Annotated in this window: 26 protein-coding genes; 13 read left to right on the forward strand and 13 right to left on the reverse strand. The window is 49.4% G+C overall.

Going from position 1 to position 21,629, the window contains the following annotated elements; translation table 11 throughout:
* Window positions 1–52: 52 nt before the first annotated feature.
* From ACOJUN_RS02260 to ACOJUN_RS02305, 10 genes are all read right to left on the reverse strand, one after another.
* A complete protein-coding gene (locus ACOJUN_RS02260; RefSeq protein ID WP_422135056.1) occupies window positions 53–796 on the reverse strand; it encodes a TVP38/TMEM64 family protein in 744 nt (247 codons plus the stop codon).
* Window positions 762–2,066: a histidinol dehydrogenase gene (gene hisD, locus ACOJUN_RS02265; RefSeq protein ID WP_422135057.1), complete on the reverse strand. Its 1,305-nt coding sequence runs from the start codon at window positions 2,064–2,066 to the stop codon at window positions 762–764. The genes ACOJUN_RS02260 and hisD overlap by 35 nt, the downstream gene beginning before the upstream one ends.
* A 78-nt stretch (window positions 2,067–2,144) precedes the next feature.
* Window positions 2,145–2,789 (reverse strand): ATP phosphoribosyltransferase, encoded by a 645-nt coding sequence (hisG, locus tag ACOJUN_RS02270; RefSeq protein WP_422135058.1) that lies wholly within the window; start codon window positions 2,787–2,789, stop codon window positions 2,145–2,147.
* 194 nt (window positions 2,790–2,983) lie between these two features.
* Complete coding sequence (murA, locus tag ACOJUN_RS02275) at window positions 2,984–4,246, reverse strand: UDP-N-acetylglucosamine 1-carboxyvinyltransferase (protein ID WP_422137139.1); 1,263 nt, start codon at window positions 4,244–4,246, stop codon at window positions 2,984–2,986.
* Window positions 4,247–4,271: 25 nt separating this feature from the next.
* Window positions 4,272–4,511 (reverse strand): BolA family protein, encoded by a 240-nt coding sequence (locus ACOJUN_RS02280; RefSeq protein ID WP_317145347.1) that lies wholly within the window; start codon window positions 4,509–4,511, stop codon window positions 4,272–4,274.
* Window positions 4,512–4,758: 247 nt separating this feature from the next.
* Window positions 4,759–5,079 (reverse strand): STAS domain-containing protein, encoded by a 321-nt coding sequence (locus ACOJUN_RS02285; RefSeq protein WP_422135059.1) that lies wholly within the window; start codon window positions 5,077–5,079, stop codon window positions 4,759–4,761.
* Window positions 5,080–5,120: 41 nt separating this feature from the next.
* Window positions 5,121–5,792: an MlaC/ttg2D family ABC transporter substrate-binding protein gene (locus ACOJUN_RS02290; RefSeq protein ID WP_422135060.1), complete on the reverse strand. Its 672-nt coding sequence runs from the start codon at window positions 5,790–5,792 to the stop codon at window positions 5,121–5,123.
* Window positions 5,793–5,839: 47 nt separating this feature from the next.
* The gene (gene mlaD / locus ACOJUN_RS02295) at window positions 5,840–6,301 is read right to left on the reverse strand and encodes an outer membrane lipid asymmetry maintenance protein MlaD (protein ID WP_422135061.1); all 462 of its coding nucleotides are present in this window, start codon (window positions 6,299–6,301) and stop codon (window positions 5,840–5,842) included.
* A gap of 1 nt (window position 6,302) precedes the next feature.
* The gene (mlaE, locus tag ACOJUN_RS02300; RefSeq protein WP_422135062.1) at window positions 6,303–7,097 is read right to left on the reverse strand and encodes a lipid asymmetry maintenance ABC transporter permease subunit MlaE; all 795 of its coding nucleotides are present in this window, start codon (window positions 7,095–7,097) and stop codon (window positions 6,303–6,305) included.
* Window positions 7,094–7,909, reverse strand: a complete 816-nt coding sequence (locus ACOJUN_RS02305) for an ATP-binding cassette domain-containing protein (protein ID WP_422135063.1) — start codon at window positions 7,907–7,909, stop codon at window positions 7,094–7,096. The genes mlaE and ACOJUN_RS02305 overlap by 4 nt, the downstream gene beginning before the upstream one ends.
* A gap of 395 nt (window positions 7,910–8,304) precedes the next feature.
* Between ACOJUN_RS02305 and ACOJUN_RS02310 the strand changes: the two genes are divergently transcribed.
* From ACOJUN_RS02310 to mgtE, 12 genes are all read left to right on the forward strand, one after another.
* Window positions 8,305–9,255 carry a calcium/sodium antiporter gene (locus ACOJUN_RS02310; RefSeq protein ID WP_422135064.1) on the forward strand — a complete coding sequence of 317 codons (951 nt, stop codon included), beginning with the start codon at window positions 8,305–8,307 and terminating at the stop codon, window positions 9,253–9,255.
* 245 nt (window positions 9,256–9,500) lie between these two features.
* Window positions 9,501–10,475 carry a KpsF/GutQ family sugar-phosphate isomerase gene (locus ACOJUN_RS02315; protein ID WP_422135065.1) on the forward strand — a complete coding sequence of 325 codons (975 nt, stop codon included), beginning with the start codon at window positions 9,501–9,503 and terminating at the stop codon, window positions 10,473–10,475.
* Window positions 10,475–11,008 (forward strand): KdsC family phosphatase, encoded by a 534-nt coding sequence (locus ACOJUN_RS02320; protein WP_422137140.1) that lies wholly within the window; start codon window positions 10,475–10,477, stop codon window positions 11,006–11,008. The genes ACOJUN_RS02315 and ACOJUN_RS02320 overlap by 1 nt, the downstream gene beginning before the upstream one ends.
* 318 nt (window positions 11,009–11,326) lie before the next feature.
* Window positions 11,327–11,899: an LPS export ABC transporter periplasmic protein LptC gene (lptC, locus tag ACOJUN_RS02325; protein WP_422135066.1), complete on the forward strand. Its 573-nt coding sequence runs from the start codon at window positions 11,327–11,329 to the stop codon at window positions 11,897–11,899.
* Window positions 11,883–12,470: a lipopolysaccharide transport periplasmic protein LptA gene (lptA, locus tag ACOJUN_RS02330; protein WP_422135067.1), complete on the forward strand. Its 588-nt coding sequence runs from the start codon at window positions 11,883–11,885 to the stop codon at window positions 12,468–12,470. The genes lptC and lptA overlap by 17 nt, the downstream gene beginning before the upstream one ends.
* A gap of 100 nt (window positions 12,471–12,570) precedes the next feature.
* Window positions 12,571–13,296: an LPS export ABC transporter ATP-binding protein gene (gene lptB / locus ACOJUN_RS02335; protein WP_422135068.1), complete on the forward strand. Its 726-nt coding sequence runs from the start codon at window positions 12,571–12,573 to the stop codon at window positions 13,294–13,296.
* A 257-nt stretch (window positions 13,297–13,553) separates the two neighbouring features.
* Window positions 13,554–15,008, forward strand: coding sequence for an RNA polymerase factor sigma-54 (locus ACOJUN_RS02340; RefSeq protein WP_422135069.1), 1,455 nt, complete (start codon window positions 13,554–13,556; stop codon window positions 15,006–15,008).
* A 170-nt stretch (window positions 15,009–15,178) separates the two neighbouring features.
* The gene (gene hpf, locus ACOJUN_RS02345; RefSeq protein WP_422135070.1) at window positions 15,179–15,490 is read left to right on the forward strand and encodes a ribosome hibernation-promoting factor, HPF/YfiA family; all 312 of its coding nucleotides are present in this window, start codon (window positions 15,179–15,181) and stop codon (window positions 15,488–15,490) included.
* 14 nt (window positions 15,491–15,504) lie between these two features.
* Window positions 15,505–15,957, forward strand: a complete 453-nt coding sequence (locus ACOJUN_RS02350; protein ID WP_422135071.1) for a PTS sugar transporter subunit IIA — start codon at window positions 15,505–15,507, stop codon at window positions 15,955–15,957.
* 265 nt (window positions 15,958–16,222) lie between these two features.
* Window positions 16,223–17,080 carry an RNase adapter RapZ gene (gene rapZ, locus ACOJUN_RS02355; RefSeq protein WP_422135072.1) on the forward strand — a complete coding sequence of 286 codons (858 nt, stop codon included), beginning with the start codon at window positions 16,223–16,225 and terminating at the stop codon, window positions 17,078–17,080.
* Window positions 17,080–17,349, forward strand: coding sequence for an HPr family phosphocarrier protein (locus ACOJUN_RS02360; protein ID WP_422135073.1), 270 nt, complete (start codon window positions 17,080–17,082; stop codon window positions 17,347–17,349). The genes rapZ and ACOJUN_RS02360 overlap by 1 nt, the downstream gene beginning before the upstream one ends.
* A 188-nt stretch (window positions 17,350–17,537) precedes the next feature.
* Window positions 17,538–18,896: a magnesium transporter gene (mgtE, locus tag ACOJUN_RS02365; protein WP_422137141.1), complete on the forward strand. Its 1,359-nt coding sequence runs from the start codon at window positions 17,538–17,540 to the stop codon at window positions 18,894–18,896.
* Between the two features lie 74 nt (window positions 18,897–18,970).
* Here mgtE and ACOJUN_RS02370 read toward each other — a convergent pair whose 3' ends face one another.
* The 3 genes from ACOJUN_RS02370 to pmbA are packed head-to-tail and all read right to left on the reverse strand — an operon-like array spanning window position 18,971 to window position 20,867.
* Window positions 18,971–19,228: a hypothetical protein gene (locus ACOJUN_RS02370; RefSeq protein WP_422135074.1), complete on the reverse strand. Its 258-nt coding sequence runs from the start codon at window positions 19,226–19,228 to the stop codon at window positions 18,971–18,973.
* On the reverse strand, window positions 19,221–19,463 hold the full coding sequence (locus ACOJUN_RS02375) for an AAA family ATPase (protein WP_422135075.1): 243 nt from the start codon (window positions 19,461–19,463) through the stop codon (window positions 19,221–19,223). The genes ACOJUN_RS02370 and ACOJUN_RS02375 overlap by 8 nt, the downstream gene beginning before the upstream one ends.
* Before the next feature lie 48 nt (window positions 19,464–19,511).
* The gene (gene pmbA / locus ACOJUN_RS02380) at window positions 19,512–20,867 is read right to left on the reverse strand and encodes a metalloprotease PmbA (RefSeq protein WP_422137142.1); all 1,356 of its coding nucleotides are present in this window, start codon (window positions 20,865–20,867) and stop codon (window positions 19,512–19,514) included.
* Window positions 20,868–21,074: 207 nt separating this feature from the next.
* Here pmbA and yjgA point away from each other — a divergent pair, with 207 nt between their 5' ends.
* Window positions 21,075–21,602 (forward strand): ribosome biogenesis factor YjgA, encoded by a 528-nt coding sequence (gene yjgA, locus ACOJUN_RS02385; protein ID WP_422135076.1) that lies wholly within the window; start codon window positions 21,075–21,077, stop codon window positions 21,600–21,602.
* Window positions 21,603–21,629: the final 27 nt, after the last annotated feature.

The following is a 21,629-nucleotide window of genomic DNA, read 5'->3' on the forward strand; positions in this document are numbered from 1 at the left end:
GAGAGTGACAAACATAGCAGTTAGTGAGAAAGCTCATCTGATACTCTTCCTGTTATATCGTCTTTGCCTGTTTTACCGCACGACTCAACAGAAAGAACAACCCTGCAACAGACAGGACGACCAGCAGCATGACCAACCAGCTTGACTGAGACGCTATTGCTTCACTATTCATCAGGGAAACAATGTCGTAGGTTCCGAGACCCAGCCAGATGGAGAAAAGCGTTCTGGGCAACATGCCAAGGAACCCACCCAGCAGGAAAACCGAAAACGGGACTTTCAATGCGGGCATCAACAGGTTCATTAATGCAAAAGGCAAAACGGGCGAAAGCCTGACCAGAAACATAAGACTCCAGCCGCTGGCATTGAGGGTTTTCAGTGTTTTTTTGACACGCGGGCTGTTTCGAAAGGTATGCATCAGGTGTCCACCATCCAGAAGTGCTCCCGCACAATAGCCCATTACTGAAGCCATCAGATAAGCTGACAACACATAGGGAATAGCATCCCAGCCAAGAAAAAAACCGGCTACCAGTGCCACAAAAGTGCTGGGCGTCAGAGCCAGAGCCATGGTCACAGCACTCAATAGAAAGAAAGGTAACCACTGCCCAACACTGAGGGCTGAAAGGTCAGCCTGATACCGGATTAATAGTGAAGCCGCCCAGGAACTGAATAGTAGTGGTGTACAGCTGAGCATAAGCGCAGCTATAACAGGCTTTCTGTTTTTCCTGAAGAGTGATAACAACGACACACCAGAAGTCGATGCTTCATTTCTTGATGCGGTATTCTGCTGAACGGGCATGAGCTGTCAGGGATTCTCCTCTTGCCATTACAGAAGCCACTTTACCTATTTCTGAAGCCCCTTCGGGTGAAAAGTGAATCAGTGAAGAGCGCTTCTGAAAATCATACACCCCCAGCGGGGAGGAAAACCGGGCCGTGCCGGATGTGGGCAATACATGATTAGGACCGGCACAATAGTCACCCAAGGCTTCGGCCGTATAACGACCCATAAAAATAGCACCGGCATGACGAATATCAGACAACAAAGCCTGAGGATCTTCTACAGACAACTCCAGATGTTCGGGAGCAATTCGGTTGCTGACCTCACAGGCGGCTTTCATATCCGGAACATGGATCATAATGCCTCGGTTATTCACCGATTCTGCAATGATCTTCCTGCGCTCCATGTCAGGCAACAAGCGGCGCATACTTGCTACAACCTGATCAAGAAAAGCCTGATCCGGAGACACCAGAATTGACTGAGCGTCTTCATCGTGCTCAGCTTGTGAAAACAGATCCATGGCTATCCAGTCCGGATCCGTGTGACCATCGCATAGGATCAGGATTTCCGATGGACCTGCGATCATATCAATGCCCACCTGACCAAACACCTCACGCTTGGCGGTGGCGACATAGATATTGCCAGGGCCAACGATCTTGTCGACGCCGGGAACGGTTTCTGTACCGTAGGCTAGAGCAGCCACGGCCTGAGCTCCACCAATGGTGAACACTTTTTTGACGCCAGCAACAGCGGCAGCGGCAAGCACCATGTCATTGACTACACCATCCGGTGTGGGCACCACCATAATAATTTCTTTTACGCCAGCAACATGAGCCGGAATGGCATTCATTATTACGGATGAAGGGTAGGCAGCCTTCCCTCCGGGCACATAGAGACCAACGCGATCCATAGGCAACACTTGTTGTCCAAGCACGGTTCCGTCCTCTTCCTGGTAAGTCCAGGAAGATTGCACCTGTCGCTCGTGATAGCTTCTGATTCTGCTGGCCGCTGTTTGCAGAGCCTGCCTCTGCTCCTGCGGGATGGTTTCCAGCGCTTTCTGAAGTTGCTCTTCTCCCAGAGTAAGATCTCCCATACCGGAAACAGAAAGGCGATCAAAACGATGGGTGAACTCTACCAGAGCCTCGTCACCACGGGAGCGCACTTCGGCGATGATATACTTAACACGATGCTGAACCTCTTCGTCAGAGACACTATCCCAGGCCAGTAGACGACCCAGCTGCTCATTAAAATCCCGGTTTCCGTAGCTCAGTTGTACAGGATTCACCGTCATCGTATTACTCCGTCGCACTTTCTATCATAAAAACTTTTCATCCCGGATTGGAACAAGAATGCTCTTCCGTCATGGCAGTTAATGGGTTTGGGCGTCTACTGCAGCTCTAAACTGCTGAATCAGTGCATTAATGGCTTCAAACTTTACTTTCATGGAAGCCTTGTTCACCACTAGCCTGGAGGATACCTGAGTGATCAATTCTCTTGGCTCCAGCCCATTGGCCCTCAAGGTATTACCGGTATCCACGACATCAACAATGATATCTGCCAGGCCCACCAGTGGCGCCAGCTCCATAGAACCGTAGAGTTTGATAACATCGGCCTGACGCCCCTGGGATGCATAGTAGCGTCTGGCAACATTCACAAACTTGGTCGCTACTTTGACCCGACCGGTTGTTGGCTCTTCATGCCCGGTTTTACCAGCAGTCATGAGTTTGCATTGAGCAATTTGCAGGTCCAAAGGCTCATAAAGCTCGGTCGATCCATGCTCCAGCAACACATCTTTTCCAGCCACACCGACGTCCGCAGCGCCGTACTCAACATAGGTGGGTACGTCACTGGCTCTGACAATCAACAGATTGACGTCTGGATGAGTAGTAGAAATAATCAGCTTCCTGCTCTTGGCAGGGTCTTCAGCTAGTTCAATACCCGCCGCCTTGAGAAGAGGCAGTGTATCTTTGAGTATGCGCCCTTTGGAAAGCGCTATTGTGATCTGACTGGACATCCGGGACAGGCTTCCTTTGCTTTAAGTGGCGTAGTTTACACCAAACAGAAGATAACGTGGGTGTCATACACCCGTGCCGACTGAGGATTTTTATACTTTTATGAGAGAGAAAGATTCAGAACTGATCTAAGAGGCTCAGCAGGGACAAGCTTGAAGCTTGCCCCTGCTACATAGCTGCAATGAACAGAATGCTATCAGGCAGGTACACGCTGAATTTTCGCACCGAGCTGCTGAAGTTTCTCTTCAATACACTCATAACCACGATCAATGTGGTAAATACGTTCCACAACCGTGTCACCTTCAGCAATCAGGCCCGCAATCACCAGACTGGCTGATGCTCTCAGATCAGTCGCCATAACCGGAGCTGCCTTCAGTGAGTCAACCCCCTTAATCACAACGGTATTGCCTTCTACTTTGACGTCAGCTCCCATCCGCTTCATTTCCTGAATGTGCATAAAGCGGTTTTCGAAGACGGTTTCTGTGATGCTGCCTACGCCATCAGAAATCAGGTTCAACGCCGTAAACTGGGCCTGGATATCGGTTGGCATGGCAGGGTAGGGAGCTGTCCTAAGATCAATCGCTTCCGGACGCTTACCTTTCATGTCCAGCTCAATCCAATCCTCACCCCATTCTACGGTAGCACCAGCTTCGCGCAATTTAATCAGAATCGCATCCAGCAGATCAGGTTGAGTGTCCTTGAGACGAACGCGGCCTCCGGTTGCAGCCGCGGCGATCAGATAAGTACCGGTTTCAATTCGATCAGGTAGAACGGAATAGGTGCACCCTTTAAGACGCTCAACCCCCTGAACACGTATAACATCGGTACCAGCACCCTCAATTTTGGCCCCCATGGTTTTCAGACATTCTGCCAAATCAACCACTTCCGGCTCACGGGCAGCATTCTCGATAATGGTTTCACCATCGGCCAGACAGGCTGCCATAAGAATGTTTTCAGTTCCGGTTACGGTCACGGTATCCATGAAAATACGGGCACCTTTCAGACGATCCCTGATACTGGCCTTGATATAACCATCTTCAACCAAAATATCAGCACCCATAGCCTGCAGGCCACGAATATGCAGATCCACAGGTCGACTGCCGATGGCACAACCGCCGGGCAAAGAGACTTCAGCACGACCGAACCGGGCCAGCAAAGGCCCCAGAACCAGAATGGAAGCCCGCATGGTTTTTACCAGCTCATAGGGCGCTTTCAGCTGCTTGATGGTGCTGGCATGAACTTCAACGTTCATACGCTCATCGACCATCAGATCGATACCCATGCAGCCAAACAGCTCAAACATGGTAGTGATGTCGTGTAAATGGGGAAGGTTGCAGACAGTAACAGGATCATCCGCCAGCAGGGTTGCTGCCAGAATAGGCAGTGCAGAGTTCTTGGCACCGGAGATACGGATTTCGCCATCCAGACGCGTACCACCAGTGATAATCAGTTTATCCATCATAGTTTCACCTGTGATTCGCTGGTTAGGCCTGACGCTGCGCTTCTGAAGGTGTCTGGGTGATCATGGTCACCGCATGAATGGCACCACTGGCGATCAGTTCATTGAGGTGTTTGTACACCATCTGCTGACGTTTGATAGGCAGGGCCCCTTCAAACTGGTCACTGATAATGGTCAGCCGAAGGTCACACCCTTCTCCTTCTACCAGAACCTCTGAACCCGGGAAACTCTCTTCCAGCAGCGCCTTCACTTCGGTGGCTTGCATGCATTCACCTCTCAAAACAGTCATGAGCCGGAAAGACCGCCTCACGCCTTAAAAGCATAAACACAAAAACACCACCCAACAGCGGTATTTTCATGAAAAAATAACAACCACTCAACAAGCCCGTACTCTTTGTACGTACTCGCGGGCAAATCGATGGATCATATCGGACATTGACTGTACTGACCAGTCCCGAAAGGAGACTGGTAGCGAATAAACAGGCAAAAGGGCGTCACTCACTTGCATTTAATCAGGAAGCAGAAGGGCAAGTGCTTTCCTGCAGAATCGACGCTATTCCACAGACCTTGGCCAAGGCAGCAAGCTCCTCCGGTATGTCAGAAAGGCAGAGATGACCACCTCTACTCTGAGCCAGCCTGATCCAGGACAGGCAAACAGACAGGGTTGAGCTATCCCCTTTATGCAGTTGCCCAAGGCTGACTCTCAGGACGCCTCCGGGAGCTACGTCCTCTTCCAACAGCTTACGCCCCTCACTCTCCACCTCGACAGCATTATCAAAATTAACAATCCCGTTAAGAGAAAACTGTCCCGGTGCCAATCGTTCAAGCTGCATGATTTTGATTCCTGAATGCTCATAGCAAAAAATGGACAAAACTACTTCTTGCTGCTGCCGTCTGCTGAAGCCGACATGATAGCAGCCCAGTTATCTATCACGTAGGATACTTTCTTGTGCTTTTTCATAGCGTCTGCAAACTGGCTCTGGAATTGCTTGGCAATATTGATTCCTTCGATTGTCACGTTACGCAGCTTCCAGCGACCATCAACATGCACCATTGAGTAAAAGATCTCGACCGTGTTGGTGCTGGTACGAACCTTCATCCTGACGGGTATACGGCTGATTTGACCTTCCTGATATTTTTTCAGCAACTCAGGTGAGGTTTTATCCACACTCTCGATAACCAGACTAGTGTCGTCCAGAGACAACAGTGCCTTGCCATAGAAACGGATTAAACTATCCTTAAATACCGACTCAAACTTCTCAACCTGTTCAGGATTGCGATGAGCGTACTTGCCCATGACATAGCGGGCTACCTGGTCAAAAGCCACCACCGGAGATAAAAGACGATCGACTTCCTTGAAAAAACCTTCAGGATCTTTCTGGTACTGCTTCTTGTTCTTATTGAAAGTATCCAGCAACTCGGAGGTAATCTTCCTGACTTCCACTTCCGGGGGCTGCAAAGCGGGCGCAGCATAAGATACACCCATCACCATCAGACAGACCAGGGTCGTCATGAATTGTTGAACAGACTTTACCATTTTCATCATTGATTCCATCATCCTCTACAGGCTTTATATATTGGAGTTAATAGCCTTTAGTCCTTATCGACTGAACCCAGAAGGAATTTGCCAATCAACTCCTCCAGGATAACAGCTGACTGGGTATCCTCGAAGCGACCACCGGGCTTGATGTAGTCAGTATCTCCACCAATGCTGATACCAATGTATTTCTCTCCCAGCAGCCCTGCCGTCACGATAGAGGCAGTGCTGTCGACAGGAATGTTATTTATATGGGAATCGATTTCCATATCGACCTTTGCCATATAGGTCTGCTTGTCGAGCTCAACCTTGGTGACCCTGCCAATGATGACACCGGCCAGGGCTACTTTAGCTCTCGGCTTGAGGGCTCCAGTGTTATCAAACATGGCAGTCACGGTATAGGTTTGCTTGCCGCTTTCCAATGAAAGACCACTGACTTTTAGCGCCAGTACAACCAATGCCAGCATCCCGGCCAACATGAAACCGCCGACACTTATCTCTACCGTTCTCATCCGCATCTTAGAGTTCTCCAAACATGACAGCGGTCAAAATGAAATCCAGCCCCAGAATGGCCAGCGAAGAATAAACAACAGTCCTTGTTGTGGCCCTGCTGACCCCCTCTGAAGTGGGGATGGCATCATATCCTTGGAATACCGCTATCCAGGTCACGACAAAACCAAATACAAGACTTTTGATCAGCCCATTCCCTATATCCGCCGCCAGACTGACCGAAGCCTGCATAGTGGCCCAGAAAGAACCTTCATAAATACCCAGCCAATCCACGCCAACCATCACAGCTCCCAGTATACCGACCAGACTGAAAATGGCGGCCAGCAATGGCATGGAGATCACCCCTGCCCAGAAACGAGGCGCAATGACGCGCTTGAGTGGATCAACCCCGATCATTTCCATACTGGACAGTTGTTCTGTGGTTTTCATCAACCCTATTTCAGCCGTCAGAGCCGAACCTGCTCGTCCAGCAAACAACAAAGCTGTAACTACCGGCCCGAGTTCTCTCAAAAGGCTGAGAGCCACCATCTGCCCCACGGCATCTTCTGAGCCGTATCGTATCAGTATGTTGTAGCCCTGCAAGGCCAGCACCATACCAATAAACAGCCCTGACACGGTAACAATAATCAGCGACATGACACCGACACTGTATAACTGCTGAATCAACAAGGAGAATCGGTTACTGAAACCGGCTCGGGAGAAAATAGCCAGTACCAGAAAAATGCCTGCCCGGCCCATGGATTGAATCTGATCCAACCCAAAACGGCCGAGCTGCGATAATCTGTCAAGAATACCTGTGCTCATCCGGTCTCCCCACCCAGCAATACTTCTTTATAATCCGGTGCCGGATAATGGAATGGCACAGGACCATCAGATAGTCCGTTCATAAACTGTTTAACCCGGGAATCATTGGAATTCATAAGACGCTTCGGCTCACCCTGGCCAATAACTTCACCATCGGCTATCAGGTAGAGGTAGTCGGAGATTGACGCTGTTTCATGAAGATCGTGTGATACCACAATACTGGTAATATTCAGTGCTTCGTTCAACATTCTGATCAATTTTACCAGCACACCCATGGCTATAGGATCCTGCCCTACAAAAGGCTCGTCGTACATCACCATAGCCGGATCCAGTGCAATGGCTCTGGCCAGTGCCACACGACGGTTCATTCCACCTGACAGTTCTGCCGGCATCAACGACCAGGCCCCCCTTAGCCCTACCGCCTCCAGCTTCATAAAGACAATATCCCGAATCATCGGCTCAGCCAGTCTGGTATGAATGCGCAGAGGAAAGGCAACATTTTCAAACACCGACAAATCGGTAAAAAGCGCACCACTCTGAAAAAGCATGCCCATCTTACGACGGGTACGAAACAACTCTTCACGGGAGAGCAGATCGAGATTCTGGCCATCCACAAAGATCTGTCCGGAGTCAGGGCGAAGCTGACGTCCGATCAAACGTAATAACGTCGTTTTACCAGTACCCGATGGCCCCATAATACCCACCACCTTTCCTCTGGGAATGGCGATATCAACATTCTTGAAAATCGTTCGATCGCCTCGATGAAACGTCAAACCACGGATCTCAATAAAGTTATCACTTGCCTTTGTCATTGGAAGGCTATTCCTTGTCTATGTGTGGACTGCACTCAGTAGCAACCGCCGTCCCCTGGTAGCTTACCACCAACCCGCATCTAATTATGGCGACTTTCAGCTACCTTTTGAACTGTGGGAACGTATCCTTATCAGTATCACTGCATCCAAACAGCTTCTTTACCGGCTTTTTACTATCTTTTCACTATCAACAGACTTAGACTGGGCTTTTTTATCTAGAGTCCGTACTGGCAGAACAATGCTATATGAACCGATCCGTTCCGAGAATGACTGCTCCCTTTCTGATAATGGTTTTTTCACACAATAATGACTGAATAAAATCATCTTGCCGCTTCCAAGGTAAAAAAAAAAGTATCTCAGCCAATCATCCTGAATTAGAGAAGAGAATTTATCCTATGCTCATTGCCCTTGCTGCCATCCTGGTGGGTTTCATTATCCTGACCTGGAGTGCAGACCGTTTTGTTGCCGGTGCCGCTGCTACGGCCAGCAATCTGAACGTCTCAAGAATGTTAATCGGCCTGACAGTGGTCTCCATAGGCACCTCTGCACCTGAAATTCTGGTCTCTCTATCGGCTGCACTGCAAGGATTCCCGGGACTGGCCGTGGGCAATGCCATGGGTTCAAACATCGCCAACATCGGCCTGGTTCTGGGTGTTACTGCCCTGATAGCCCCCCTGCCTGTTAAAGCGGCTCTGACCAAGAGAGAAATTCCCCTTCTGTTGGTGATAACTATTATTTCCGGTCTCTGCATTGCCAATGGTTATCTGGGTCGAATAGATGGTTTGATTCTGCTGGCAGGCCTCGTCATTACCCTTTACCTGATGATCCACTGGCAGAAACAACACCCGGATGAGGCAGTGGTGGAAGATGAAGACATTCCAGAGCTGTCCTCAGCAAAAGCCTGGTTTATGCTGGGTTCTGGTCTTTTACTGTTGCTGGGCAGCTCACAGCTACTGGTATGGGGGGCCACCGAGATTGCTAAGGCCATGGGCATCAGCGACCTTGTGATCGGGTTGACGATTGTTGCCATTGGCACCAGTCTGCCAGAGCTGGCCGCATCCATCACCAGCGCTCTGAAAGGCCATCATGATATTGCCCTGGGTAATGTGATCGGCTCAAACACGTTTAACCTTCTGGCGGTTCTCTCCATGCCCGGACTCGTAGCTCCCGGAGCACTGGATCAGGCAGTTATCCTGCGGGATTATCCTGTTATGCTGGGCATGACAATATTGTTGACCCTGGTCTGCGTGATTGGCAGGAAACCTCGACATTTGGGCAGAATGACAGGCATTGCGCTGCTCTCAATATACTTTCTCTATGGTGCCTGGTTATTCATTCAGCACTGACTTTTTCAGGCAGGGCTGACCGGTCAGCTCTGCCTCCCGGGCTTCTCCATTTTAGCCCGTGTTAAGACTATCCTGCACGGCAACTGCTCCTGCATCCATGCGGTCGTGCGGTTGCGATAAGGTCTATAGTATCGGAATCAGGAGGAACTGATCATAGTGCACAGGTTTTAATGCAGAAATCCCGAACTGTTACTGTGGCGAAAGGCACTATAGAATAGCCGTGTCACAACTAATCTGTACGTAATATGACTACTGACGAGCCGTTCATCTCAATTGGTCGCCGCACCGTTACCATGGAACTGGAAGCTGTTCAGAGCCTGATAGACAGGATCGACAGCAGTTTTGCCAGTGCCTGCCGTGTTATGCTTGAATGCCGTGGCCGGATTATTGTCGTTGGCATGGGCAAGTCGGGACATATTGCCCGCAAGCTTGCTGCAACCCTCGCCAGCACCGGCACCCCTGCCTACTTTGTACACCCCGGGGAAGCCAGCCATGGTGATATGGGAATGGTCACCCATGAAGACGTGGTTCTGGCTCTTTCCAATTCTGGCGAAACCAGCGAAGTCATTACTCTATTGCCCCTGCTGAAAAGACTGGGCACCCCCCTGATCAGCATGACCGGCAACCCGAATTCAACACTGGCGAAAGATGCTGAAGCCCATCTCAACACCGGGGTGGAAAAAGAAGCATGTCCTCTGGATCTCGCGCCTACCTCGAGCACGACCACAGCCCTGGTAATGGGCGACGCACTGGCCATTGCCCTGCTGGAAGCCCGCGGGTTTACTGCAGAAGACTTTGCTTTCTCTCACCCTGGTGGCTCTTTAGGTAAACGACTGCTTCTGAAAGTAAAAGACATCATGCACATTGGCAGACGGGTACCAGAAGTTCCCCTGGGCACACCAATGAGCGAAGCCCTGCTGGAAGTTACTCGCAAAGGCCTGGGCATGACCGCCATTGTCGATAACAAACGCCATGTCATTGGCATTTTCACCGATGGTGACCTGCGTCGGGCTCTGGACAAGGGCGTCGACCCCAAATCCACACTGATTGATGAAGTGATGACCAGCCACTGCAAAACCATCCACCCCGAGATTCTTGCGGCTGAAGCCCTGAAGATTATGGATGACCGGAAAATCAATGCTCTGATCTGTGTTGATGATGACAATGAACTGATCGGTGCCATTAATATGCACGACCTACTGAAGGCGGGCGTTGTATGATCAGTTCTTCACTACAATCTGCCGCCGCCAGGGTTCGTTTGGCTGTTTTTGATGTCGATGGTGTTCTCACTGACGGCAAACTGTTGTTTGGTGAGCATGGCGAATCAATGAAAATATTCAATACTCTCGACGGTCATGGCCTGAAAATGCTCAAGCAGTCGGGTGTAAAAACGGCCATCATCACCGGCCGTCGATCCGTATTTGTTGAAAAACGAGCCTCCGACCTGGGCGTAGATTTTCTCTATCAGGGCCGCGAAGACAAGTTTGTCGCTCTGAAAGAATTGCTTCAGGAAGAAGGGCAAGGTCTTAGCCTGGATGAAGTGGCCTACATCGGAGACGATCTGCCAGATCTTCCAGCCATTCGACAGGTTGGTTTTGGCTGCAGCGTTCCTAACGGGCACTACTACGTTCGTGAACACTCACCTGCTATCACTACTAATCGTGGCGGCGAAGGTGCAGCCAGAGAATTTTGTGATTTCATTCTTAAAGCCAAAGGCAAGCTGGATGACATGCTGGCCAGTTACCTGAAATAGAGAGTTAAAATACCCAAAATATCGCTGTGATAGTTTTCCACCATTACAGCGATACCTTTCCATTCAAGCGTTTCTTTGACGACAAGAAAGCACTACCGTTCAACTCTTCTTACGTAAGGCCGACAGCGAGTGTCTAGTATTTGAAAACATTCGTCTGCAGCCCCTGATGATCAAATAAAATCATGGTAAACTGAATTCATTTGCTGCGAAAATGCTGCCGACTGCACAAACCGGGCATCATTTTCCTGAATGGCCTTCTTTTGTCGGTATCTGCCTTTGCAGACTCTGACCAGATTGTGACCCGGAGCCAATGATCTGATGCCCAATCGGAACCTGATAATGATTGCTTTTCTGATGCTGATAATGGTCGGCGTTGGCTATTGGGCTTATGACAGCAAACTCCATGTTGGGGTTCAGAAAAAACAGCCTCTGGTTCGTGAGAACGCTGACTACTATTTCATTGACACCAGGGTCACCCAGTACAACAAAGAGGGCGAACTGGATTACATACTGGTCTCAGACAGTATCACCCATTACCCGCACAATGACACAACGTTGCTGCAAACCCCTCATCTGGAGAATTTCAATACCCCCGGAAAACCCATGGTGGCCGACGCCCTCTATGGCAAACTGTTGCCCGGCAGCGAGGATATAGAGCTCTGGGATGATGTGGTGATGACCCAGACGAACCTCGGCAATGGTAGTAAGGTTCGAATAGACACTGATTTCATGACCATATACTCTGAAAAGGATCTGGCAGTCACTGATCGACCGGTACTGATCACCAACGACACTGGACGTACGCGCGCCATTGGTATGGAGGCTTTCTTCAAGGAGAGTCTGGTTAAACTCAAGTCTAGGGTAAGAGGATTTCATGAGCCAAAGCCATGAACAGGCCAAGCGCCTTGATCCAAATGAGCGGCCAGACAGAAAGAGTCGTCGCAGAGGGGTCGAATATTACCTGATGCTGGGGGCCACGGCTCTGCTTCCAGTCATGGCACAAGCATTGCCATCTGACCGGCAGAAGCCTATTGAGATCGAGTCCAACACCGCCGATATCGATAACAAGAAAGGTGTATCCATCTATAAAGGCAATGTTGTGATGATTCAGGGCACCACCCGAATTACCGGAGACAAGGTGACCATCTATTCCGTCCAGCAGGAAGTTAAAAAAATTGTGGCAGAAGGCGACAAGGAAAGAGCTTACTACGAAGAACAGCAACCTGATGATCAGGGCATTCTGAAAGCCTGGGGTCATACTATCGATTATCAGGTGGCTGGCGATAAGATCCAACTGATCAAGCAGGCGCAGTTGACCCAGAAGGGTGATACCTTCACAGGTGAACGCATTGATTATGACCTGACCAAGCAGACCGTGAATGCCAAGGGCAGTGAGAACAAAAGCAACCCGGATGGTCGGGTCAAAATGATTTACCAACCCAAACCTGAGAGCAAGCAGTAATACTCATATCCCATTACACTCACTGCTCAACGACTGAACAGGCTTGAAAGGGCTGCCAGAAAAACGACAGCTAACTTTTAAACAGGAAGACAAACTCCGGATGGCAACGCTTAAGGCAGAACATCTCAGTAAAAGCTACAAAGGCAGACAGGTCGTCAAAGATGTATCTCTGGCTGTCGACAGTGGTCAAATTGTCGGACTTCTTGGCCCCAACGGGGCAGGTAAAACTACCTGCTTCTACATGATTGTAGGTCTCGTAAAAGCAGACGGTGGACAGGTTGACCTTAGTGGCCAGAGTTTAACTCACGAACCTATGCATGGCCGGGCCAGAGCTGGCGTAGGTTATCTGCCACAGGAAGTTTCTATTTTCAGGAAATTGACGGTCACCGATAACCTGCTCTCGATATTGGAAACCCGTTCCGACCTTTCCCGGAAAGATCGCATCGCAAAAATGGAGTCATTGCTGGAAGAGTTTAATATCAATCATATCAGGGACAATCCGGGTATGAGCCTTTCCGGTGGTGAAAAGCGCAGGGTAGAAATTGCCCGAGCTCTTTGCACTGACCCAAAATTTATTCTGCTCGATGAACCCTTTGCCGGTGTTGACCCCATTTCTGTTGGTGACATCAAGGCCATTATCACGCACCTGAAAGCCCGGGACATCGGAGTCCTGATTACCGACCACAATGTCCGGGAGACACTGGATATCTGCGAGAAGGCCTACATTGTCAGCGAAGGCACTATTATTGCCGAGGGTGATAGTCAGACTGTCCTGGCTAATCAAAAGGTTCGTGACGTTTATCTCGGGCATCAGTTCAGTCTCTGATCATCTCTTGACTGGTCTCGCGAAAGAAGCGGGCAAAGATGTTGAGCTGATTTATTTTCATACTCTTGTTCTGAATGTTGCATGGCTGACTTGATGAATCACTTTCCCGAAGCTTCAGATGTGATTATAATCCCAGTGACATGGAGAGTAGCCCAATCAAAATAATGAGCAGACACTGAGATATAACTGTCAGGCGCTGATGGCATCAAATCTGGCACCCTCAGTGCAGACACCGAAGTAAAGGTATACAGTTGCCTATGAAGCCATCCTTACAGCTAAAAATGGGCCAGCAGCTGACCATGACACCTCAGCTGCAGCAGGCCATAAGGCTTCTGCAACTTTCCACTCTGGACCTTCAGCAGGAAATCCAGGAAGTTCTTGAATCCAATCCGATGCTGGAGTCTGAAGAGTCCGTTGAAGAACCACCTGCATCTGGTGATGAAGGGGAACAGCCTGTTGACTTCAATGAAAAAGCAGAACAGCCCCCGGAACCAGAAGAGCCCCAGTGGGCTGACAGCATACCCAATGACCTGCCCGTTGACTCCGGATGGGATGATGTCTATTCCAGCCTGCCCGCTGCAACCGATGAAGAACATGATCCTTTTGCCCGCTCCCGGGCCAATGAGTCCCTCCAGGACTATCTGGAATGGCAGTTAAACCTGACTCCCATGACTGACAGAGACAGGCTGATGGGCCTGGCTGTGATCGAAGCCATCAATAATGACGGGTACCTCACTCACTCCCTGGAAGAAATTTATCTCTCGCTACAGGAACAGGTAGAGGAACTGGCGTTTGAAGAACTTCAGGTCATGCAACGACGGATTCTTCACTTTGATCCGGTGGGTTGTGCCAGCGCCAACCTGAAAGAATGTCTCGAAGTTCAACTCAATCAACTGCCACAAGAAACCCACTTCCTGAAAGAAGCACGTCTGCTGATCCAGAATCATCTACAGGCTCTGGGTAGTCGTGACTATGCCCAAATCATGCGGCGTACCCGTCTCAAAGAACATCAACTGAGGGAAGCCCTTAGCCTTGTTCAAAGCCTCAACCCGAGGCCCGGATCAGAAATCGGCCAGGCGGACACGGAATACGTCACCCCCGATATTTCGGTCACCAAAGTCAGGGACCGCTGGGCGGTTGAACTGAACTCAGAATCCCTGCCCAGACTTCGCATCAACAACAATTACGCCTCAATGGTGCAACGTGCCAACAACAGTCGTGACAATGTCTTTATGAAGAATCAGCTGCAGGAAGCCCGCTGGTTTCTGAAAAACCTGCAAAGTCGTAACGAAACCTTACTGAAAGTAGCGGGCAAGATTGTTGAATTTCAGAAAGATTTTCTGGAGCAGGGTGAGCAGGCCATGAAGCCCCTGGTGTTGGCAGACATTGCTCAGGCAGTGGATATGCACGAGTCCACTATTTCCAGGGTCACTACACAGAAATACATGCACACTCCAAGAGGCGTGTTTGAGCTGAAATACTTTTTCTCCAGCCATGTCAGCACAGCCACTGGTGGAGAGTGCTCATCAACAGCCATCAGAGCCTTGATTAAAAAACTGGTATCCGATGAAAACCCTAAAAAACCACTGAGTGATAACAAAATCGCCGGCTTGCTGGGGGACCAGGGGATCAAAGTGGCCAGGAGAACCATCGCCAAATATCGTGAATCAATGAATATACCGCCATCGAATGAACGCAAGCAGCTTATCTGAGCCTTCAGCGATTGAGGTAACAAGCCCTTATACCACAAATCGCCCCATAGATTTTTTGTCTCAGAACAGCGCTAACTGTCATTGACAGTGATAGACTTTCAATCAGGGTTGCCCGTACAATCCCGGGGGCAGTCCAATGTCGAGAATCGGGATCAGCAGGAGAGCGTTACATGCAAGTCAACATCAGTGGACATCATGTAGAGGTGACTGAGGCTCTGAAAGATTATGTCACCAAGAAACTCGACCGCCTTGCCGCCCACTTTGATCAGATTACAAACGTTCAGGTCACTCTGAGTGTTGAGAAACTGAAGCACAAAGTGGAAGCGACTCTACATGTTCGTAGGGCGGATATTAATGCAACCGCTGAGGCTGAAGATATGTACGCTGCCATTGATGACATGTCGGACAAACTGGATCGACAACTGGTAAAACACAAAGAGAAAACGCTTGACCGGCTACAGGGTGCCAACGGCCGCCTGTAAGCATCGATCGTTGTATGATTATTGAAAACATTCTAACCCCCGGGCGCACCCTCTGCGATGTGCAGGGGGCCAGCAAAAAGAAAATCCTGGAAATTGTTGCGGAAATCATCAATGAGCATGTTCCCGCTATCAAAACCAAGGATCTGTTTAACAAGCTGATTAACAGAGAGCGACTCGGTACCACCGGTTTGGGCAAAGGCATAGCCCTGCCTCACTGTCGCTCCAGTGCTTGTCAGCATCCTACCGGACTTCTGATCAAACTGTCTGAACCCATAGATTTTGACTCTGTGGACAAGCAGCCGGTCGATCTGGTGTTCGCACTTATTGTTCCGGAAGAAAATACTCAGGAACATCTCAATATATTGCAGGCTGTCGCTGAGCGCTTTCAATCAGAAGTATTGTTAAGTCAGATGCGAGCGGCAGAAAATTCCGAGGCACTTTACAGCATCATCTGTTCCCCCATTTAACGACTGTAGATAAAAAATATTTTGCTTGCTGATCTGATAACAGAAGCAGGCAAAATGTTTCTTGCTCAGAAATCCTTTCTTCTTCACTTTTGTCACTACAAAGCCTATTTATCCTTCAAAACTGCATGGAATAGAAATATCCGGACTATGCTAGAAATAAAAGAAAGCGACTGGTTCTAATCTCATTAGGTTTTGATAGACTTGCCTCACTCGGAACCAGGTGAGAGACCTGTTTACACAGTCAAACAATCGGGAAGGACACACCATGAAGCTGGTCATCATCAGTGGACGTTCAGGCTCCGGCAAAAGCTCCGCCCTTCACGCCCTTGAAGATGAGGGTTTTTACTGTGTAGACAACCTTCCTGCCAGCATGCTGAATGATCTGCCAACCAATCTTAAAAGCAACCTGGTCGAACCGCACCGTATGGCTGTCAGCCTCGATGTTCGTAATGTGCCCGGCTCTCTGGAACGCTTCCCGACATTGTTGGAAAAGTTGAAAAAACAGGGGGTTGAGTGTCAAGTAATCTTTCTCGACGCAGACAGCAACACCCTGATGAAGCGCTATAGTTCGACACGCCGTCGCCATCCTCTGAGCAATGACAAGGTTTCCCTGACAGAAGCCATTAATCTGGAAAAGAAACTGCTGGCCCCACTGGCTGAAGAAGCTGATATTAGGCTGGACACTTCGCCACTGTCTGTCCATGAAATCAGAGAACAGATAAGACAACGACTCTGCGGCTCCACCAGCAAAAGTATGACCCTGATGATCCAGTCCTTTGGCTTCAAGCACGGTATGCCAGTTGATGCCGACTACGTCTTTGATGTTCGCTGTCTGCCTAATCCTTTCTGGGTTGAAGCCTTAAGATCCTTCACTGGTCAGGATCAGCCAGTTAAAGATTTTCTGGCATCAGAACCCATGGTGAATGAGATGTTTGAAGATCTCAGCACATTCGTGGAAAAATGGTTACCAAGGTTCGAATCCGGACAGCGCAGTTATATGACGATTGCGATCGGATGTACCGGGGGGCAGCACCGTTCCGTATTTATTAGTGAAAAACTGGGCGAGTGGCTCAAAGAACGTTTTGACTGTGTTCAGGTCAGACATCGGGAGCTTTCCAAATAATGATCCAGAAGCAGATCACCATTATTAATAAACTTGGTTTACATGCTCGGGCAGCATCCAAATTTGTTTCTACAACGACGGCTTTTGCCAGCCAGGTGAAGGTGAGCTTTAACGGCCGTGAAGTGGATGGGAAAAGTATCATGGCCGTCATGATGCTGGCTGCTGGAAAAGGCTCTGTCCTTGATTTGACATTTGAAGGCCATGATGAAGAAGAGGCCTGTTCGGCTCTGTGCAATCTGATCAATGATTTTTTTGAAGAGGGTGAGTAGTCACCCTTTTCATCATTAAATCCCTGTTTATACTGGTCTCTCGAAAAGCTTTGCCAGAGATTGAAAGCCCGGCAAAGCTAACAAAGAATGACATGTGAAATGACTGAGTCTGACTATCAGACTTGATGGTTAAAAGAACAGAAGTTCGATACTCAGACACTTCTACCAAAAAAACCGGATACGCATCTATGGTTCAACAGCTACAACTGAGTATCGGAGACAAGGCATTTCAGGAGCTCAACGAAGCCCTTGAGCACGGTGTTTCTCCTGAACTCAGGCGTATGCTGAATGGTCTTCCGGCTCCGGATGCGGCACACCTGCTTGAATCTTCCCCTCCCAAACTTCGCAGCCTTCTCTGGCGCCTGATCGATCGAGAGATGGAAGGCGACGTATTGCAGGAGCTGAGCGACGAAGTCCGGCAGTTTTTCCTGGACAGGATGAATGTGGCAGAACTCAAAGTCATTACCGAAGGTCAGGACGTTGATGACATAGCTGACTTGCTACAGCAGCTACCCGACGCCATCACCCGAAAAGTGCTGGATTCTATGGACAGCCAGGACCGGCAACGGGTAGAAGCCGTTCTCTCTTATCCGGAAGACACAGCCGGTGGACTGATGAATACTGATGTCATCACCATCCGACCCAGCAGTACGCTTGATGTTGTGCTTCGTTACCTCAGGCGTCACAAGGATATTCCGGAGATGACAGACAGTCTGTTTGTCGTCAACCGCAGAGACGAATACATTGGGGCATTGCCTTTATCCGTTCTCCTGACCACATCCCCTTCAGCCACAGTTTTTGAAGTAATGCAGACCGATCTGAAACCTATCGCTGCCGATATGGAAGACAGCCAGGTTGCGCAATTGTTTGAACGGCAGGATCTGGTATCAGCACCAGTAGTTTCGGAGCATGGTCAGCTTCTAGGCCGCATTACGATTGACGACGTGGTAGATGTTATCCGGGAAGAAGCCGAACACTCCATGATGAGCATGGCAGGCCTGGATGACGATGAAGACACCTTTGCTCCCGCACTGAAGACAGCCCGTCGGCGTGCAGTCTGGCTGGGTATCAACCTGATAACAGCCTTTATTGCCGCTTCTGTCATAGGTATGTTTCAGGCTACCATCGACAAGGTCGTTGCCCTGGCTGTCCTAATGCCCATTGTTGCAGGAATGGGCGGCAATGCTGGCGGACAGGCTCTGACCCTGGTGATTCGGGGCATGGCACTGGGCCAGATCAGTCGGACCAACCTTCGATGGCTGCTCAGTCGTGAATTAATGGCAGGGTTTCTCAATGGCATACTCTGGGCTGCTCTGGTTTCCCTGATTGCCTACTTATGGTTTCATGACCCGGTCATTTCTCTGGTGATCGCCTGTGCTATGATCATCAATCTCAGCACTGCCGTTATTGTCGGTGCCAGCCTGCCCGTTGTTCTCAAATCCATGAACATAGATCCCGCATTAGCTGGCACCATAATACTAACGACAGTGTCCGATGTTGTTGGATTCCTATCCTTTCTGGGACTGGCGGCCTTGTTTTATGGCTGACACTGCAGTCTGTCTGCTAACTCTTTATCATTGAAACAGCTTTAACTGATCCTCAGTAGTGACATACAGCGGTGTCATCCCCAAAACCCTGGCTGCTGGACATTTGCAGGTCGGTTTTTTGGCAGTATCACTTGACTCACTATCAAACCCGCTTCCAGTGCTTTATTTTCAGCTTTGCTGACTGTTCGGATCTGGCTACCCTCTCTGCCGGGCTCCAAAATGATCACACTATTTGGATCAATACCCTCATTATTCAGTATTGCTTCACTGTGGGTACTTATGATGACTTGCCTTCTCCTTGTTTTTGTCTTTCTTTGAATTCGATCAATCATCAGGGGAGTTTGCTGCACTATGGAGTGATAATTCTGGCTCTTCCAATAGCAGAACCCCCATACCTTCCATCAAACTCCAAAGAATACCCAACAATCTCAACGTTCCATCAGAAAAGTGCTCTTCTGATTGCCACCCTGCATTTGGACGATGATGTTCATATTGTGCTTCCAGATGAGGTTGACCTCTTTCGTTCCGGATATATCTCAAACCTTTAAAAATGTGATTATCATTCATTTAACCTGCTTTTATACTCAGCCAAATAGATAACAGGCTGAACCCTTATCACTCACCCGCCAGAGTCATCTCACTGATCAGAATCGAACCGGTCTGAATACTCCCTCTGCGATCATAATCACTCCCTGCAGCCACCATATTCATAAACATATCTTTCAGGTTTCCAGCGATAGTCACTTCAGAGACAGGATGCTGTATTTCGCCATTTTCAACCCAATAGCCGCCCGCACCTCTTGAGTAATCACCTGTGACAATATTCACACCCTGCCCCATCAACTCGGTCACCAGCAAGCCCGTTCCCATCTGTTTCAATAACTCTTCCCTGCCGCCTGCATTGCAGTCAAGGAACAGGTTATTGACACCCCCGGCATTAGCCGTACTCTTCATGCCCAGCTTACGGGCAGAATAAGTACTCAGGAGATAGCTGGCCAGAACGCCATCAGAGATAAAATCCTTGGCCCGGGTAGCCAAACCGTCATTATCAAAACTGGCCGAACCCAGTGCTTTTTTCAGGTATGGCTGCTCATGGATGCGCACCCAGTCAGGAAATATCTGCTTACCCAGATGATCCAGCAGAAATGAAGCCCGACGATAAAGGCTGCCACCACTGATACTCTCCAACAAGTGTGACACAAGGCCTGAAGCCACTTCTGCTGCAAACAGCACGGGCACCTGACCCGTAGGGACTTTACTGGCACCCAGCCGGGCCACCGTTCTTTCCGCTGCCTTGCGACCGACATCCGCAGCAGACTCAAGATCATTACCATCACGGGCGACGGTGTACCAATAATCTCTCTGCATTTCACCGGCTTTTTCACCAATCAATATACAACTCAGACTATGACGACTGGAAATATAGCTGCCTACAAAGCCGTGACTGTTCCCATATACACGACAGCCTTGATGAGTACCGACATTGGCACCGTCAGAATTCTTGATTTTACTACTAAACGATCTGCCAGCTTCCTCACACTTCAAAGCCAGCTCTATAGCCTCTTCTGCACCAACACCCCAAGGGTGATAAAGGTCCAGCTCTGGCAGTTCAGTCGCCATTAACTCTGCATCGGCAAGACCGGCACAGGGATCTTCCGAAGCATATCCAGCAATATCACAAGCTGCCTTCACCGTCTCCCTGATGGCTTCAGGTGTACTGTCTGAAGTACTGGCTGATCCTTTTTTCTTCCCCTGATAAACGGTGATACCGAAACCCTGATCACGGTTAAACTCCACTGTTTCAACATCACCCATTCTGACGCCCACCGAAAGACCTGCATCGAGACTGACACCGACTTCACAGGCATCTGTGCCCTGACGTCGGGCTTCAGCCAGAATATCCCTGACCAGGGTCTTCAGGCGATCCTCTTCAGAGCGGGGATCCAGTACAGCGTTGGTTTTATCACCCATGAAATTCCTGCCTTTCAGAATTATACGTGTAAGTCCTATTGTGCCGTGCCCAGCCACAAATGCCCATAGCGAAAGAAAAACAAACCATTCACCATAAACACTATCACCATTGGCCCAAAACAAGTCTGGCAGCCTTCCTTCTACACTCATAGCTGAATATCCGTAACTGGAGTAAAATGCCTGCATCTCTCTAAGTAGACCTGAACCATGTCAGATCAAGACCTCTCCCCATTTGAAGACGACGCTGAAGAAATCATTTACGTCAGCAAATCCGAGCTCAAACGCGATATGGACGAGCTCAAGGCCATGGGTGCCCGCCTGATGGATATGAAGCCAGCCATGTTGGACAAGCTGCCCCTGAATGAACGCCTCAGGGAAGCGCTGGATGAGAGCAAGCGAATTAAAAGCAATAATGCCCGCAAACGGCACTTGGGCTTCATAGGCAAATTAATGCGAGACCAGGAGCTGGAACCCATCCAGAAATATCTCGACAGCCTGGATTCCACCAGTGAGGAATACAGCCGTCGCTTTCATCAATTGGAGCGCTGGCGTGACCGGTTGATAAACGAGGGGCATGAGGTGCTCACCGAATACCTCGACAAATACCCTGAAGCCGATCATCAACACATACGACAACTGGTACGTAACGCTCAAAAGGAAGCCGTACAGGACAAACCTCCCGCAGCTTTCAGAAAACTATTCAAATACTTGAGAGAAGTAGACGAAGAGCACTAATCTTCATTCGCAACCGAGTGCCTGCCC

The organism is Endozoicomonas sp. ALD040 (genome assembly GCF_049275945.1).
In the GTDB taxonomy this organism is placed as follows: domain Bacteria; phylum Pseudomonadota; class Gammaproteobacteria; order Pseudomonadales; family Endozoicomonadaceae; genus Endozoicomonas_A.